Source organism: Pedobacter humicola, from assembly GCF_056490705.1.
This window is the reverse complement of sequence record NZ_JBWJIG010000008.1, coordinates 13,362-29,783: the sequence shown is the minus strand read 5'-3', so window position 1 is coordinate 29,783 and position 16,422 is coordinate 13,362. Positions and strand designations below refer to the sequence as shown.

The following is a 16,422-nucleotide window of genomic DNA, read 5'->3' as shown; positions in this document are numbered from 1 at the left end:
CCATCTTTCATAATCCCTCTTCCATCTTCCATTTTATTAATATCTTTGCCTAATGGCTAAAATACTTCAAATAGAAACGGCTACTGCAGTTTGTTCTGTGGCGTTATCTGTCAACGGCGAAACGATTTCATTTAAAGAAGAGCAAGGGCAAAACCTGCATGCGGCTAATCTAACCTTGTTTATTAATGAGGTGCTTAAAACTGCAGGCTTAAGTTATCAGGATCTGGATGCTGTTGCAGTAAGTAAGGGCCCAGGATCTTACACAGGTCTTCGGATTGGTGTTTCCACCGCAAAAGGTCTCTGTTATGCATTAGATAAACCATTAATTGCTATTGAGACATTGGAGATGATGGCTGCAGGTTTTTTAACAAAGTACCCTGATTATACTGGTTTAATCTGCCCGATGATTGACGCCAGAAGGATGGAGGTTTATACCTCAGTTTTTGATCCTGCATTAAATATTCTGGCACCAACAGAAGCAAAGATTATTGATGAAACAAGTTTCGCAGATTTTCTTTCTCAGCAGCCTGTTACTTTTTTGGGTGATGGCGCGGCAAAATGTGCGGCAGTTTTGATACAGCAAAATGCAAAATTCGACACTGCAAATTTTAATTCAGCCATATATATGTCGCGTTTGGCTAACGAAACTTTCGATAAAGGTAATTTTGAAGATGTAGCTTATTTTGAGCCTTTTTATTTGAAAGATTTTGTGGTTACACCATCTAAAAAACAACAGGTGCAAAGTTAAGTCATTTTATCTCCGCTTAAATACTGAAAAGAGGCTTTTAAAGAAACTGCCCCCACTATCATTGTCGTTTATACCTGGTATTATATCTGCAAACTGCGGATGATTAACCGTTCTTCCGAATTTAATGCCAACCCCCATATAAAAAGAAGCGCCATTTGGTCCGTTGCCCACATTGGCGTCGTTTTTAAGTAGTCCATAAGCCTGGAAACTGGTCGCTACTAAATTATCGGAACCCATAAATATCTCGAAATTCGGAGTCTGGTATTTTCCCTGTAGCCCCACCATAAAAAAACCATTTAAATTGTATAATGGTGTAATACTGCCAGAAAGATCGTTAACAATAAAGGTGTTTACAAAAGCAATGTCTCCACCTTTATAAAATAGGTTTTTCGAAACAGCCAATGCCGGTTTGTAAAAACCGTAGCGCTTAGACAGGTATGCATCCAGTTTGGCATTTGTAGGTGCCAGAAACTTTTTGCGCTGCTCCGAAACTATAAAGATATCCTTTATTTCTTGATTGGTATTGGATTGATCTTCTAAATTTTGGATCACTTTATATTGATCTATCATCGATCGTTGTGTGTTGCTTCTCCACCAGATAAAACCTAAATCCTTGATGTTAGCCATTAGGAACAGACCTTTCTTTGTGGTATAATTGGTTCCAAGACTTAGCGATAAGCCTGGGTTTTTAAAACTAGGAAAGAAATTTTTTGAATCTATATTATCAAAACCTGAGAAGTTACTGGAGTAGGTGCCATTTAATCCGATCAATAATGCCGATACTTCAGGATCTATGTATAAGTAAGAATTAGCGATATCGAGCTTGTTATAAACGATCCCGCTCAATATACTCGCCTTTAGCCCAAAAGCAAGCCTTTTGTTCCAGTTTTCTCTGTAAGTAAAGCTAAACTGGTGGTAGCTTTGTTCATAGCCTTTAGTGTTGAATATCCCGTAGTATGGTTGTCCTCTGTTAAATCTTTCGAAAGAATCAAAAATCGCAAGTGTCTCGTTGGTGTATTGGATATTGGCATCAGATCTGATCTGCCATGCAAAGCCCATCTCTTTTTGGTATTTATAGGATTGAAATAACCGGAATGTGGCGAGATAGATATTGCTGTTTTCCTCAAAATGATTAACTGCTTCAGTCCCGATTGGCAAACCGTTTGTATTGAACTCACCTTTCTGCGTCAACCTGCGTATAATAAATTGAGAACTTCCCTTATTGAGGGCATTCACACCAAAATAGGGCAAGAAGAAATTTGAAGAGAATTTTCGGGACGAATCGAGCGTGAACGACTTTTGAGAAGGGTTTTCGAACGCATCAAACATGGTTTTGGTGCCGAAAAGTGCATATTGTTGCGCATTTGCAACCCCGAAGCTGGCTAAAGCCAGTAACGCAAGTAAAAGTTTCTTCATGTAAAATAGTTTTTTTGGCTTGTTTCTTATTAACGGTTACTTAACGAATCTGGTATTTCTGAACTTAAATATTTGTTTAAAAGCAAGTTAGTGATAAACTTATTTTTGTCAGCACTCATTTGATAATAAAAAGTGTCGAAACGCTTTAGTCCGCTATCTGCCCTCAGATGTTTGTAAAAGGGAAGTAGGATATTGTTTCTGAAAATATCTGCCGAATTTTTGGTGTTGATGTAATAGCTCACGTTAGAGGTTGTCGAAATTTGGTTTACCGCATCTAAATATTGAGGTGTTTGAATCAGCAATTTGTTCTTTTTATAATCATTTAAAAATGATTGCACTGTGCTTGCATTATTGGCTACAACCAAATTGTTATCTACAATGGTATAATATGGCCGGCCAAATTTTTTAAATGGTTCGCCAAAGTAGCTGTATAAGATATCAGATGATTTAAATAATTTAATATCTTCATTATAATCGGCACTCACATCAAGTAATAGCTGTTTCACTTTTTCACCATTGATTAAGGAAATAGCACCTAGTTTTTCGGTTGTACTTAATTGAAAAAGTATAAATTGATTTTTTGTATAGGCAGGAAATATCGCATTCAAATCTATCCGGTATTCATCTTTGATGTTTTTAATCACTGCATTGGCTTTATCTGTTCCATTAGTTAGCGCTTGCCAGTTGTTTAGCTTTTTAAGCCAATGACCATAATCATCATAAGCATAAAGCGCATAATTGGCGGTATTATCTGGTAAAATATTCTGTATTGATGTAGTTTGTGCAGCTGTGTTTTCGAAAAGTTTAAGGTAATTGAGTTGGTCCTTTAACTCGGTATTCCCGTTGAAAAGAATTTTTTCTTTGCTGAAATTATAATTGAGTACAGCAAAACTGTTCTGTTTATTAAAAATGCCAATTTCTCCATTAATATTGCCAGCAATAATGTTTTTGAGCAATAGGGGTGCTTGATTAAAATTGATATAAACATGGGCCAAAACGTTTTTAATCTGTCGGTTATTCTCTTTAATATATTCGGTAAATGGATTTTCCGTTAAGCGGATATTGGCGTCATTGATCAGTTTCAGAGAAGTTGAAACCGTTAATACCTGATTATGAATACCCAGATAAACAGATAAGCTGTCGTTAACCTTAACCGTGTAAAGTTCCTTTGATTTTTCATTGATCGCTTTTTTGAGTTTTAGCTGATCATAAAACTTTTTAATGTCGTTATCTTGCTGAATCTGTAAAGTGATCAGAAAGTTAAGTGTTTTATTAGAATCGGGCAGTACGCTGATATAAACCTGTTGATCTCTAAGGTAGCGGTTCAGAACGTGATCATCAATTACGCTGGACTTTAATTGTTTTAGCAGGTTCATTTTATCTTTTCCCAAAACCTGTTGCAGGAGTTGCTGTCCTTCAATAATATCGTAAAAACCTTTGTCGTTCTGAAAAGAAAAGACCAACGCAGCATTATTAGTTGCCGATTGCAGAGCCAGATCTTTCGCATCATTATCTATACCCAATTTCGAAAAATAGAAGTAGGCCATAAAGGCTACACCTAAAAATAATGCACTTGTTAGAATTGCGATTTTTTTCATCTGTTGTGCAACAAATTTAATTTATTACATTGATTAGTGAGAAGTTCTTTGTCAATTTATTAATTTAGCGATTGCTACTAGCAAATAAATATGAATAAACGAATAATCCTTACCGCTTCTTTTTTTGGTGCAGTTGCTGTTTTACTGGGTGCATTTGGTGCCCATGGCTTAAAAGCCTTAATTGATGGGCCGTCATTAGAAATATGGCAAAAAGGTGTTGATTATCAGTTCTATCATACGTTCGCATTATTATATCTATCTACCTTTGCCCGCTACCGGAACAAACTGATTAATATTGCTTATTTCTGTTTTACTTTTGGTGTCATTCTATTTTCTGGGTCCTTATATTTATTGGCTACCCGAAACATATCACACTTAGGTTTTACAGAATTTATTGGTCCGCTAACACCAATAGGCGGCCTTTTATTTGTGTTGGGATGGATAATGCTCTTTTTTGCAGCATTTAAAGATAAATAATGAATACTTACGAAAACGATATTTTTGCAGAAAGAGAAACTCTTTTTGTTGAAGTTATTTTGCCGTTATCTTTGGCAAAAAACTATACTTATCGTGTGCCTTTTGATCTCAATGACCAAATTGCAATTGGGAAACGCGTGGTGGTTCAGTTTGGGAAACATAAAATTTACACTGCTTTAATTAGCGGGATTTCTAAGTTGCCACCAACAGTTTATGAGGCAAAATATATTATCGATGTAGTAGATCACGAACCCGTAATTACACCAACTCAGCTTAGGTTCTGGACGTGGATGACCAATTATTACATGTGCAACGAAGGCGATGTAATGGCTGCTGCCTTACCAGCAAGTTTAAAGCTGGCCAGCGAAACCATTCTGATGCTCCGCGATGAGTATAATGAAGATACCGAACTTACTGATAAGGAAGAAATCATTATCCAGGCACTAAAACAACAGCAGAAGCTTACCGTAAACGATGTTTCTAAATTATTAGGACAGAAAACCGTATATCCAATCATCAACCATTTATTGGATAAAGAACTGGTCCTGGTAGCTGAAGAAGTGGTCCAGAAATATAAGCCATTGCTAAAATCATTCGTCATATTAAATGATTTTTATAGTGATCAAGAAAATCTTAGAGAACTTTTTAATGTTCTGGATAGGGCGCCAAAACAATTGGATGCCTTGCTTGCTTACCTGAAATTGCAAAAATCGAATCTGCCCATTTCCAAAGAACAGCTTTTAGAAGAAAGCAATTGCGGACCAGCTGCATTAAAAGCTTTGACTGATAAAGATATTTTTGTGGTCATGAAAAGGCCGGTAAGCCGTTTGGCCGCTCATGACGAAGAATTTAGTCTAAATTTCGAGCTTAATGATGGTCAGCAGAAAGCTTTAAGCAAGATTAATGCATATTTTGAAGAAAAAGAAGTGGTTTTACTGCATGGTGTTACCGCATCAGGTAAAACACAGGTTTACATCAAGCTGATCGAAAAAATCATTCAAAATACGGATGGACAAGTATTGTTCTTGTTGCCCGAAATTGCCTTAACCACACAGATTGTAGAACGAATTAAACGTTATTTTGGTAATGCGATAGGTGTTTACCATTCTAAATTTAACAATAGTGAGCGGGTAGAGATCTGGAACAAAGTGCGTACAGGTGCTTATAAGGTTATTCTTGGTGCGCGTTCAGCAGTTTTTCTCCCTTTTGAAAACCTGAAGTTGATCGTGGTTGATGAAGAACACGAACCATCTTACAAGCAATACGACCCGGCGCCACGCTATCAGGCCAGAGATGCGGCTATTTATTTAGGTTATCTACATCAGGCTAAAGTAGTACTGGGTTCGGCTACACCGTCTTTAGAAAGTTATTATAATGCTTTACAGGGTAAATATGGACTTGTAGAGATGAAAGAACGTTTTGGCGGGGTTCAGCTTCCAAACCAGCAAGTGGTGAGTATCTCCGAAGAAACAAAGAAAAAAACGATGAGTTCGTATTTTTCAAGCGTTCTCATCAAGGATATCGATCTGGCGCTTTCTAAAAAAGAACAGATCGTACTGTTTCAGAATAGAAGGGGCTATGCCACCATTCTGATCTGTGCAACCTGTGGTTACACCCCAAAATGTGTAAACTGTGATGTAAGTTTAACTTATCATAAAAGCAGTGGGAAATTGCATTGCCACTATTGCGGTTATCAGCAGAGCAGCGTAAATATTTGTCCGGCTTGTGGTTCAGTGCATGTAGAGCAAAAAGGATTTGGTACCGAACGGATTGAAGAGGAACTCAGATTACTTTACCCGGAAGTTACTATTGCACGCCTGGATATGGATAGTACCCGTACAAAAAATGGTTTACAGCAGATTTTAAATGATTTTCAGGAAAAGAAAACGGATATTCTGATCGGTACACAGATGGTGGCCAAAGGCCTGGATTTCGATAACCTCAATCTTATTGGGGTAATTAATGCCGATACACTATTAGGTTACCCCGATTTCCGTGCATACGAACGGAGTTTTCAGCTATTGGCGCAGGTGGCGGGCCGGGCCGGTAGAAGGGCCGATCAGGGCAATGTTTGTATCCAGACATACGATGCCGAGAACCGCATCATCAAACAGGTGGTGAACAACGATTACGAAGGCATGTACAACGATGAAATTGTGGAACGCGAGAAATTTCTCTATCCGCCATTTTCGCGCATGATATTCCTATACGTCAAACATAAAGATTCGCATGTTTTGGATCATGCTGCATTTACCCTGGCCAATATCCTCAAAGGGAAGTTCGGTAAAAGGGTTTTAGGACCCGAACAGCCCTTGGTAAGCAGAGTGCGGAATCTTTACATCAAACAGATCATTATTAAAGCCGATAAACATACCGCCATTCAAAAAGTTAAAGACGCGCTCAGGGAAACTTTGACTCAATTTAATGCTACAAAAGAGTTTAAGGGCGTTTTTACGCAAATAGATGTAGATCCTTATTAATCATAGAATGACAGATGGAGTGAATGATTGAATTATGTGTCCTCATTCAATCATTCACTAATGCTCTTATTCACTAATTGTCAATTGTGGATAATGTATCATTCTCTAATTCAGGGAATCATTTACCAATTCAATCATTCTCTCATTTTACGTTTGTATTGCCGTTCAAGAAACGCTAATTTTGAAAGGCATGGCGTATAAATTTGTTGATAATTACCGGGAACGTGGCGCGAGAAAAAAGCTGGTTGAGTTATTAAGATCCCGTGGGATTGAAGATGAAAACGTATTAACGGCAATTGGTAAAGTACCACGGCATTTCTTTTTTGATGAAACCTTTTGGAACCAATCTTACAAAGATATTGCTTTTCCGATAGGCGACGGGCAAACCATATCCCAACCTTATACCGTTGCTTACCAAAGTGAGTTATTACACATTAAAAAAGGAGATAAGGTACTCGAAATCGGAACGGGTTCGGGTTATCAAACCTGTATTTTAATGGAACTGGGTGCATCCGTTTTTACAATAGAGCGGCAAGAAAATATTTACAACAGAACCATTCAGGTTTTACCGGGAATGGGATACAGACCTACCTTTTATTGTGGTGATGGCTCAAAAGGAATTGCAGACCATGCACCTTACGATAAAATAATCGTTACGGCTGGAGCACCATTAGTTCCTGAGATATTATTGAAACAGCTAAAAATAGGTGGTATCCTTGTTATTCCGGTAGGAGATGAGAAAACGCAGAAAATGGTCACAGTGATCCGAGTTAGTGAAACGGATTACGAAAAGATCGTATTGGATACCTTTAGGTTTGTACCTTTAGTAGGCGACCAGGCATGGTGATTGAGTTTGGAGACTGGAGTTTGAGTAAAACTCCAATATAAAATTAATGCCTTCCAATTTTAAGCTATACTAAACAGGATGTTAATAGTTTTTGGCCTTTAACTCCGGCTCCAAACCCTCAACTCCAAACTAATTTACCTCTTCATCGCTCTATCGAGCTCCCTTTTCGTATCCCTATCTTTAATGCTATCGCGTTTGTCGAATTCTTTTTTACCCTGGGCCAGTGCAATTTCCATTTTGGCGAAACCTCTTTCGTTAATAAAAATACGTAACGGAACAATGGTATAGCCTTTTTCTTCGCCTTTAAGCTTTAGTTTTCTGATTTCTTTCTTCTGAAGTAATAAAGCACGGTCGCGCTTAATATCGTGATGATAAAAAGAGCTGTGGGTATATTCGGAAACATGAAGGTTGCGCACATAAAGATTCCCGCCAATAAACATACAGAAAGCGTCCGTCATGTTTGCCTTACCCTGTCTGATTGCTTTTATTTCAGTTCCTAAAAGGGCTATCCCTGCAACGTACTTATCTAAAAGACTGTAGTCGAAATAAGCTCTTTTATTTTTTATGTTGATGTCGTTTTTCAAAATTTAATAAATATAGGTTATTGTAATATCCAACAATTGTGTGAAATAACAATGCCGGGATGCAAATATCCTAAAAATTGATTGATAATTTTGTTTTTATTTATTTCTTGGTGAATGCGATCGTCATGCTGTTCCGGAGCTTCGGAATCAGTATCTTTCATACGAAAAATGTCCTGATTCTTATGGTAGTCTTTACAGGATGATGACTTCATGCAATTTATTATTAGGAAATGTGCGGGCAACGCTTTTGGTATCTTCAGTCCTGCTTTTTGCTACAACAAAAGCAGAAAAAGCTTTTGGTTTCCGCGTCAATCAGGTTTATTATTCTCAGTCCGTGCAGGAAAACAAACCTTTCATTAGCCTACCAATAATCTGAATCTCTTGTACGAAAAATGTTCATTCATTTGTAAAAGCTAAGGATATATTATTATGTTCGTATTTATTCATTTAAGTTTGAACTTTAAATATCTAAAATGAAATTCAGGAATCTACTTCTAATCTTATTGTTAGCCATTACTTTTCAGGTAAAGGCACAGCAGCCAACATTATTGCCCCAATTTACCTTTTACCGTTTGGATGGAAAGGCTTTTTCGAATACCGATATCAAACAGGGAAAAAAGAATCTTTTTATCCTATTTGATTGTACCTGTGAACACTGCCAGCGGGAAAGTAAAATCCTGAATGCCAATTATGCCAAATTCAAGGATGTAAATATTTACATGATTACTATGGATGAAGGCTATATTATCCCCCAGTTTTTCAATTCATACGCTAAAGGGTTAAATGCAAAGCCCAATGTATTGGTATTGCAGGACAAAAAACGCATGTTCATTCCTACTTTCTTACCTAAACAGTACCCGGCAATGTACCTGTATTCGGCTGCGGGCAAATTGTTAATGTACCAGTCTGGAGATGGTGGTATAAACAACCTGATGAAGGTAGTGAATAAATAATTTTACCTAATAATCAATACCGGAATTTTAACCTTATGTCTAACCGAATCAACCGTGGTGCCGAAAATAAGGTCTTTTAATCCCTTGTGTCCATGTGCACCCATTACCAATAGCTCCATTTCATTTTTATTGCTGATATCGGCGATGGCTTTGCCTGTATTTCCGAATCCGATAAACGGCGTGGAGTCGTAACCAAGATCTTCGAGATTGACCCTGTATTTCTCCAGGTTTGCGGCATCACTCTGTGTTTCATGGTCCATAACATCGTTGCCATGGTAACGGGCTGCCGCAGTTTCCACCACATGGATCAGGTAATAATGGGCATCTTTGCCGCCTTGAATTAAAGCATGACGGATGGTATTCCTGTCATTTTTAGAAAAATCAACTGCAATACCAATGCGTTTGTAATTGATCTTGTCTATTTTGCCGATATCCAAAGCATTTCCATGCGGAACCATTTGCCTGGCTTCGTTTCTCTTTTTTTCTAATAATGGATGGAAAAAAACATACAGCAACAATAAAACAATCAGAATTAAGGCCGGTATCACAATCACATAAATCCACCAGTTGTTTGCTTCTTTCGCCCAGCCACTGATCTCTTCTATTACCAGTTTTACATTCAGTGCGATAATGGCTATGGCACTTGCCCAGGCCAATACCTTCACCCAGGTTTTAATCGCGAAATCTTTCATCAGTTTTTTATCTGACGTAAAATGGATTAATGGAATAATGGCAAAACCCAGTTGCAAACTTAAAACGACCTGACTTAATACCAATAATCCTCCCAGGGCATCATCTCCGTAATGTAAAATGGTGAAAAATGCAGGAATGATAGCCAATAAACGGGTGATCAAACGCCTTAACCAGGGTTGAATCCGCAGGTTAATGTGGCCTTCCATAATAATCTGACCCGCCAAAGTCCCTGTAACTGTAGAGCTCTGTCCGGCAGCAATTAAGGCAATGGCAAATAGTGTTGGAGCTACGTTTCCAAAAATATTTGAAAGCAATTTATGTGCATCCTGAATTTCGGCTACTTCATGTAAACCATTTTTATAGAAGGCCGCCGCGGCAAGGATTAATATCGCCGCATTAACGAAAAAGGCCAGGTTTAGGGCAACCGTGGTATCAATCAGGTTGAATTTCAAGGCCTCTTTTATTCCCTTATTGCTGCGTTCGATTTTTCTGGTCTGTACAAGTGATGAATGCAGGTATAAATTGTGCGGCATCACAGTGGCGCCAATAATCCCGATGGCAATATACAATGCATCGCCATTTAGTATGGAAGGCTCAAATCCTTTTGCGACCTCTTTTAAAGAGGGTTCTACAATAAACATTTCAACCAGAAAGGAAATTCCGACAATAAAAACCATCGAGACGATAAAACCTTCCATCGCCCTCATGCCTTTGTTGAGCAGGAAGAGCAGTAGAATGGTGTCGAAAATGGTGATGGAAATCCCCCAGATTAATGGCAAACCAAAAAGCAATTGTAAACCAATGGCCATCCCGATAATTTCGGCCAGATCGCAGGCAATAATTGCGGTTTGTGCCAAAGCGAATAAGGGAATGTTGGCCCAGCGGGGGTAGGCCTGTTTGGAGGCCTGTGCTAAATCCAATCCTCGGACTATGCCGAGACGGGCACTCAACGATTGTAAAAGTAACGCGATAAGGTTCGACATTAGTAAAACCCAGATCAATTGGTATCCGAATTTACTACCGCCTGCTAAATCGGTAGCCCAGTTGCCCGGGTCCATATAACCTACACTAATTAAATAAGCGGGACCAATGAAAGCCAAAATCCGCTTCCAGCCTTTTCTTTTATCTGTATTTACGCTTTGATGTACTTCACTTAAAGACTCAGTTTTTGCCATTACTGCTGATTAAAATATGTTTCGCAACTTCTCTACTAATATTAACTTGTTTATCGGATAACAGGATTTCTACTGAACCATCGAAATCGGTAACATCATTGATCTGGATTTGTTTGCCCAAAGTGAGACCTAACTTTTCTAAATGTTTTAAAAATGCCGAACTGTGCTGACTAACACCGGTAATTGTGCCCGAATCGCCTATTTTTAACTCAATGAGTTTAATGAACTGGGTTTTGGCAAACCTGCCATTTTTATCAGGAATGGGATCGCCATGCGGATCTGCCTTTGGGAAACCCAAAAATTCATCTAATCTTTCTATTAATTCAACAGATTTGATGTGTTCTAATTCTTCTGCAACATCATGCACCTCATCCCACTTGAAGTTTAACTTATCTACCAAAAAAACTTCCCATAAACGGTGTTTACGAACAATTTCTATCGCCGTATTTTTTCCGGTCTCGGTTAAAGTAACACCCTGGTATTTAATATAATCAACTAAACCTTTATCGGCCAATTTCTTAATCATGTCGGTTACAGATGCTGGTTTTGTTTGCATTTGCTCCGCGATGGCATTGGTTTGAACGTTGGTTGTTTGCTCCGCCAGATGATAAATAGTCTTTAGATAGTTCTCTTCCGTGTAACTTTGCATTTATGTTTATCTAATTTTATTTTTAGGTAAATCTAAAAATTATTATTTAAAATATATATGATAAATTATGTTAAATTTTAGAATATAATTTGGTTATGTTTGTAATCTCAAATACCTTTAACACCCTATGGCATCTGAATTAGATAAAATTGACTTTAAAATTTTAAGAATTCTCCAGGAAAATGGAAGAATTACCAATTTGCTTTTATCCCAGGAAATTGGGCTATCACCTGCACCCACTTTAGAACGCGTGCGCAAGCTCGAAATGGCAGGATATATCAAAAGTTATCATGCACTGGTAGATGAAGAAAAACTGGGTTTAGGGATTAAAACCTTTATTCAGATTCAGCTTGATTTTCATAAAAACAATACCATCCAGATTTTTTTGGATGAAGTAAACCAGATTAAAGAAATCACCGAATGCCACCACGTTACGGGTCAGGCAGATTTTCTGTTGAAGGTTTATGTGAAGGATATCAAAGCCTACGAACGCTTAATTATGGATAAAATCAGTAAGATTTCTGTGGTTAAAACCTTCCAAACCATGATGATCATGTCGACCACGAAGAAGGAACCAATTGTGCCTTTAGAGTATTAATCCAAACGTGGAGTGTTGAAAAAGCTAAGGTGTACTAAGGTGGCTTAGGTGGTTCAATATTTTAATCGCTTAAGCTACTTAAACCAATATATTAAATTGTTGCGCTTTTAGTTTTTTCAACCACCTAAGTCAGCTAAGGTCATCCAAGTTGGGTATATACATTGCCACTTCCAATGCTAAGGCATTACGAAAGCCAGCTAAATTTGGAGTTATGGAATTGCGAATTAAGGATTAATATCATACATAAATTCATTTACGAAGCACTTTTTACCATTATGGACTATATTGGTTGAATTGAAATTAACCAGTAAGCCCTTTGGTATTCGAAGCAATTTCATGTAGGTCAAAATTTGTGCTTCATGGATTGGCAATATGTTCTCAACTGCTTTCAATTCCAAAACCAGGCAGTTTTCAATAACCAAATCTACCTTAAGTTCTGTATCTAGTAGCGTATCTTATTAAGAAAGTACAATAGGATGTTCTGCTTGAAAATTTATGTTTTGCATTTGCAGTTCTCTCATTAAACACTTTTGATAAACACTTTCGAGTAATCCTGGGCCAAGAATTTTATTTACCTCTATACAAGCACCAGTAACTTTGTATTCCAATTGATCGAGAAAAGACTTATATATCATCATAAAATGCATTAACTATTGAATAATGTTATTTGGGATGATTTTTAGATAATTCTTCAGTTGGTAGAATTACATGAGCAATTTATCAATAATTCCCGAAATTTCCGCTGCATTTTGGTAAACCATAAAATGGGTTCCCTTTTCGATTACAAAATCGGGCCGGGCCACATTTGAATATAAGATTTTATCATTGGTGCCATGGATGTGGTAAATGCCTTCCGGACGGGTTTTATTTTTCCAGTTTAGGATGCTCTCAATTGCCCATTTTAAAAAATAAGGATCGGTATCTTTAATAATCTTGCTCAGTAATGATTTCTCACTGCTCGTGTGGGTGCCAAAATAATAGTTCTGAGTGAGCTTGTTCGATGATTTTAAGAGTTTTGCAGGGATCAGTTTTAATAACCTGAGCTGGCCTGCAAGACGGTAAATTGCTGGCAGTTGGGCTGCCAGCATCGTACTCGAAATAATAATCGTTTTCACCGGGTTTAAAATTTTAGCCATCTCCACTGCAATCATTCCGCCAAAAGAAACGCCAACCAGTGCAAAAGGTTGTGATTGATCAATCACTTTACTTAAACGTTCGGCATATAAAGCCAGGGATTCATTTTTATTTGGTGTAATCCAATTGATATGAATAATATTAATCTTCTCGTTAAGATTTAACTTAGAAAAGATTCTTTTATCGGCACCTAAACCGCTAATAAAATAAGCATTCATTAGGCAGGCAGATTCCAGTCGATCGGTTTTAAGTTATTCTGCACCAACAGTTGATTTGCTTTTGAAAAATGTTTCGAACCGAAAAATCCATTATAAGCCGAAAAGGGTGAAGGATGTGCAGCTGTAAGTACGTAATGTTTTTTCTGATCGATTAAGGCTGCTTTTTGCTGGGCGTATTTGCCCCATAACAAGAAAACAATATGTTCGCGTTTTTGGGATAAAGCTTTAATAATCTCATCGGTAAAAATTTCCCAGCCACGGTTTTGGTGTGAGCCCGCTTCAGAAGCACGGACGGTTAAGGTTGCATTTAACAGTAAAACACCTTGCTCGGCCCAGTGGGTTAAATGGCCATGATGAGGCGTTTTAAAACCTTCAATGTCCGTTTCTAATTCCTTGTAAATATTTTTTAACGAAGGCGGAACGGCTACACCGCGCTGTACCGAAAAGGATAAGCCATGCGCTTGTCCAACACCGTGGTAAGGATCCTGACCCAAAATCACCACCTTAACCTGATCAAAAGGTGTCGTATTTAAAGCATTGAAAATATCAGCACCTTTCGGATAAACCGTTGCACCGTTATTTTTCTCTTCCTGTAAAAAAGACTTGAGGTTTTTCATGTAGTCTTTTTCAAATTCTTCTTCTAGTACGGCTAACCAACCTGGCTCTAATGCTGCAGACATGTTTTTTAATGTAAGTTGTATAATATTTTATTTTTGATCAATGGTTTGATGGCCTATTGTCAATAGTTTGGATGTTCATTTTGAGCGGTAGGCTAGGGCTACCTGGCTATCAATCATGGACCATTAACTTATTCACTTAAATTTTAAGGTTTTTTCTGGTATATCGCTAACAAATCACCTTCTAGTGTAGTTTTTGGCCCCTCAACAATCCTTCCCAATTCTTTTCCTTTTTTATCATATACAATAAAAGTAGGTACCCTTAAAATGTCCAGACCATCTAAAATGCCATTTTCGGCTTTCTTATTTCCGTCAACGGCAATGATTTCTACATTTTTGCCTTTAAAATGAAGCGCGTCTAAAATTTTAAAAAAGTTGGGAACATTTACCTTACTGTCGCCGCACCAGGTACCAAAAACAATTTTAATTTTCTCGTTTTTAATGAGTTTTTTCAGTTCGATCATTGTGGCCGCATCTGGTACATAGGCCGCATAAAGCGGATCGTACATTTCCTTAAACTCTGGGAAAGTGCTAATTCCCTCACGCGTACAGGCGTTAATCAGAATATCTTTATTGTGGACTTGATCGTGGATTTTTTTATTCACTTCTTGTGCAGAAACGTTCATTGCAAGTACGATTAGGGTTATGGATAAGAGGATTTTCATATTTGTGAGATGATTTTTAAATGCTTTGAAATTTTTAATGAAATTATTGTTTTAAAATCTAATTTCTGCCATTTAAACACGATATTTGCAAAAAAAAATAATTAGAATAAAATTTTATGCCAAATATTATCAGATTAATTGCGGGGTTTGCTTTACTGGGTGGCGCAGTAGCTTTATTTATTTTCGGTTTCTGGCCGTGGGGTATTGTTGCCATCTTATTGGGGATAATTGTACTCGTTACTTACTTCTTTAATGAGAACATGCTTTTAGCACAATGGTTCCTTAGAAAAGATAACATGCCTAAAGCAAAAATGTTTTTAGATCGGATTACCAATTACGAAAGCCAGTTGATCAAAGTCCAACATGGTTATTATAATTTATTGGTGGGTTTAATTGAAAGTAGAACTGCACCAATGCAGAGTGAGAAATATTTCAAAAAATCACTTGCTTTAGGGATGCAGATGGACCATAACATTGCATTGGCAAAGCTAAGCTTAGCGGGTATTGCCATGGCTAAACGCAACAAACGTGAAGCAACCATGTATCTTGCTGAGGCAAAAAAGGCAGATAAAAGCAAATTATTAGCCGATCAGATTAAACAAATGAAGGACCAGATGGGCATGATGGACAAACAACAGCAAGTTCGTTATAGATAGCATTGATTGTACTTATAGAAAGCCATTTCATCATTTGAAATGGCTTTTTTTATTGGTTAGTTTTTTGTTCTTATTGGAAACGAAAGGGCAGTATTTCATTGGGGCTGTAGTCCCGTTTTCCGTTATAAGCGCCGCTGAAAAGAGGAGGCTTTACACGTCAATCGGACTTATAATGAAAGGGCTCGCCTGAAATACAAGATGTTAATTGCCTTGGGGTGTCATCCTGAGCTTGTCGAAGGACCCTTAGCAATAATTACGGTTTATCCCTCCCGATAAATCTTTCTTCGCCTAAAAGAAACCGGATAGCCCGTTTAACATTTTTATCTACAGAATCTTCCGTTTTAAGGTTAGTAATATAGCGTGTAATTTCTTTTTGTAAATAGGGGGCAAGGCTGTCAAATATTTTTTTAGCCTTTGTGTTTTCTGCCAGTGCCTGGGTCAGTTTTGGGTGCATGCTTATTAAACGCTCTTCTGCATCAAACTCAATTTCGAAGTTTGCCCTATCGCCAACATCTTTACCTGCTGCCTGGCGCATAGGCGTATTTAGGTATAATCGCCAATCACCTGCGTATTTTACCAGGGTTTGCTTAAATTCATGACCGTCAATTTTCATGATAACGGGTAATTGCCCCTTGTTTTTACCTGCTTGTTTAAAGATATATCCTAAGGTTTCTACGGGTACAAATACAAAAGGATTAATGCCTATAATTTTAATCACAGCATTAAAAGGTTTCGGTTTTTTAATCTCCATTGCTTAAAGATATTGCCTTTCATTAAAAATCCATAATCATAGTCCAATAAATTCATCCCCTCTGGCTTTGCTTTGCATCGCCCCACGCACTCCGTCAATCACA

At 37.7% G+C, this 16,422-nt stretch carries 16 protein-coding genes and 1 pseudogene; 7 read left to right on the top strand and 10 right to left on the bottom strand.

What is annotated here, in order from left to right; all coding sequences use genetic code 11:
• Window positions 1-52: 52 nt before the first annotated feature.
• Complete coding sequence (gene tsaB, locus AC04Q1_RS13910) at window positions 53-748, top strand: tRNA (adenosine(37)-N6)-threonylcarbamoyltransferase complex dimerization subunit type 1 TsaB (RefSeq protein WP_478365191.1); 696 nt, start codon at window positions 53-55, stop codon at window positions 746-748.
• Window positions 749-754: 6 nt separating this feature from the next.
• Here tsaB and AC04Q1_RS13905 read toward each other — a convergent pair whose 3' ends face one another.
• On the bottom strand, window positions 755-2,164 hold the full coding sequence (locus AC04Q1_RS13905) for a DUF5723 family protein (RefSeq protein WP_478365190.1): 1,410 nt from the start codon (window positions 2,162-2,164) through the stop codon (window positions 755-757).
• 29 nt (window positions 2,165-2,193) lie between these two features.
• Entirely contained in the window at window positions 2,194-3,762 is a 1,569-nt protein-coding gene (locus AC04Q1_RS13900) for a hypothetical protein (RefSeq protein WP_478365189.1), read from the bottom strand.
• Between the two features lie 90 nt (window positions 3,763-3,852).
• Here AC04Q1_RS13900 and AC04Q1_RS13895 point away from each other — a divergent pair, with 90 nt between their 5' ends.
• The 3 genes from AC04Q1_RS13895 to AC04Q1_RS13885 all read left to right on the top strand — a co-directional run bounded on the left by AC04Q1_RS13895 (window position 3,853) and on the right by AC04Q1_RS13885 (window position 7,566).
• On the top strand, window positions 3,853-4,239 hold the full coding sequence (locus AC04Q1_RS13895) for a DUF423 domain-containing protein (RefSeq protein ID WP_478365188.1): 387 nt from the start codon (window positions 3,853-3,855) through the stop codon (window positions 4,237-4,239).
• A complete protein-coding gene (gene priA / locus AC04Q1_RS13890; RefSeq protein WP_478365187.1) occupies window positions 4,239-6,719 on the top strand; it encodes a replication restart helicase PriA in 2,481 nt (826 codons plus the stop codon). The genes AC04Q1_RS13895 and priA overlap by 1 nt, the downstream gene beginning before the upstream one ends.
• A gap of 190 nt (window positions 6,720-6,909) precedes the next feature.
• On the top strand, window positions 6,910-7,566 hold the full coding sequence (locus tag AC04Q1_RS13885; protein WP_478365186.1) for a protein-L-isoaspartate(D-aspartate) O-methyltransferase: 657 nt from the start codon (window positions 6,910-6,912) through the stop codon (window positions 7,564-7,566).
• Window positions 7,567-7,700: 134 nt separating this feature from the next.
• On the opposite strand, the gene smpB is transcribed toward AC04Q1_RS13885, so the two are convergent.
• The gene (smpB, locus tag AC04Q1_RS13880; protein ID WP_316847515.1) at window positions 7,701-8,150 is read right to left on the bottom strand and encodes an SsrA-binding protein; all 450 of its coding nucleotides are present in this window, start codon (window positions 8,148-8,150) and stop codon (window positions 7,701-7,703) included.
• Window positions 8,151-8,623: 473 nt separating this feature from the next.
• Here smpB and AC04Q1_RS13875 point away from each other — a divergent pair, with 473 nt between their 5' ends.
• The gene (locus AC04Q1_RS13875) at window positions 8,624-9,103 is read left to right on the top strand and encodes a TlpA family protein disulfide reductase (protein ID WP_478365185.1); all 480 of its coding nucleotides are present in this window, start codon (window positions 8,624-8,626) and stop codon (window positions 9,101-9,103) included.
• 2 nt (window positions 9,104-9,105) lie between these two features.
• On the opposite strand, the gene AC04Q1_RS13870 is transcribed toward AC04Q1_RS13875, so the two are convergent.
• Both AC04Q1_RS13870 and AC04Q1_RS13865 read right to left on the bottom strand, forming a co-directional pair.
• Window positions 9,106-10,971: an Nramp family divalent metal transporter gene (locus tag AC04Q1_RS13870; RefSeq protein ID WP_478365184.1), complete on the bottom strand. Its 1,866-nt coding sequence runs from the start codon at window positions 10,969-10,971 to the stop codon at window positions 9,106-9,108.
• The gene (locus AC04Q1_RS13865) at window positions 10,958-11,620 is read right to left on the bottom strand and encodes a metal-dependent transcriptional regulator (protein WP_478365183.1); all 663 of its coding nucleotides are present in this window, start codon (window positions 11,618-11,620) and stop codon (window positions 10,958-10,960) included. Before AC04Q1_RS13865 ends, AC04Q1_RS13870 begins: the two co-directional genes overlap by 14 nt.
• A 127-nt stretch (window positions 11,621-11,747) precedes the next feature.
• Here AC04Q1_RS13865 and AC04Q1_RS13860 point away from each other — a divergent pair, with 127 nt between their 5' ends.
• Window positions 11,748-12,218 carry an Lrp/AsnC family transcriptional regulator gene (locus AC04Q1_RS13860; RefSeq protein WP_025142637.1) on the top strand — a complete coding sequence of 157 codons (471 nt, stop codon included), beginning with the start codon at window positions 11,748-11,750 and terminating at the stop codon, window positions 12,216-12,218.
• 224 nt (window positions 12,219-12,442) lie between these two features.
• Here AC04Q1_RS13860 and AC04Q1_RS13855 read toward each other — a convergent pair.
• From AC04Q1_RS13855 to AC04Q1_RS13840, 4 genes and pseudogenes are all read right to left on the bottom strand, one after another.
• Window positions 12,443-12,853, bottom strand: a pseudogene (locus AC04Q1_RS13855) (GxxExxY protein).
• A gap of 69 nt (window positions 12,854-12,922) precedes the next feature.
• Complete coding sequence (locus AC04Q1_RS13850) at window positions 12,923-13,570, bottom strand: alpha/beta hydrolase (RefSeq protein WP_478365182.1); 648 nt, start codon at window positions 13,568-13,570, stop codon at window positions 12,923-12,925.
• Window positions 13,570-14,250, bottom strand: coding sequence for a uracil-DNA glycosylase (gene ung / locus AC04Q1_RS13845; RefSeq protein WP_478365181.1), 681 nt, complete (start codon window positions 14,248-14,250; stop codon window positions 13,570-13,572). Before ung ends, AC04Q1_RS13850 begins: the two co-directional genes overlap by 1 nt.
• Before the next feature lie 143 nt (window positions 14,251-14,393).
• A complete protein-coding gene (locus tag AC04Q1_RS13840) occupies window positions 14,394-14,912 on the bottom strand; it encodes a thioredoxin family protein (protein WP_478365180.1) in 519 nt (172 codons plus the stop codon).
• Window positions 14,913-15,028: 116 nt separating this feature from the next.
• Here AC04Q1_RS13840 and AC04Q1_RS13835 point away from each other — a divergent pair, with 116 nt between their 5' ends.
• Window positions 15,029-15,568 carry a DUF2892 domain-containing protein gene (locus tag AC04Q1_RS13835; protein ID WP_316847522.1) on the top strand — a complete coding sequence of 180 codons (540 nt, stop codon included), beginning with the start codon at window positions 15,029-15,031 and terminating at the stop codon, window positions 15,566-15,568.
• A 253-nt stretch (window positions 15,569-15,821) separates the two neighbouring features.
• On the opposite strand, the gene AC04Q1_RS13830 is transcribed toward AC04Q1_RS13835, so the two are convergent.
• On the bottom strand, window positions 15,822-16,319 hold the full coding sequence (locus AC04Q1_RS13830) for a YdeI/OmpD-associated family protein (protein WP_478365179.1): 498 nt from the start codon (window positions 16,317-16,319) through the stop codon (window positions 15,822-15,824).
• Window positions 16,320-16,422: the final 103 nt, after the last annotated feature.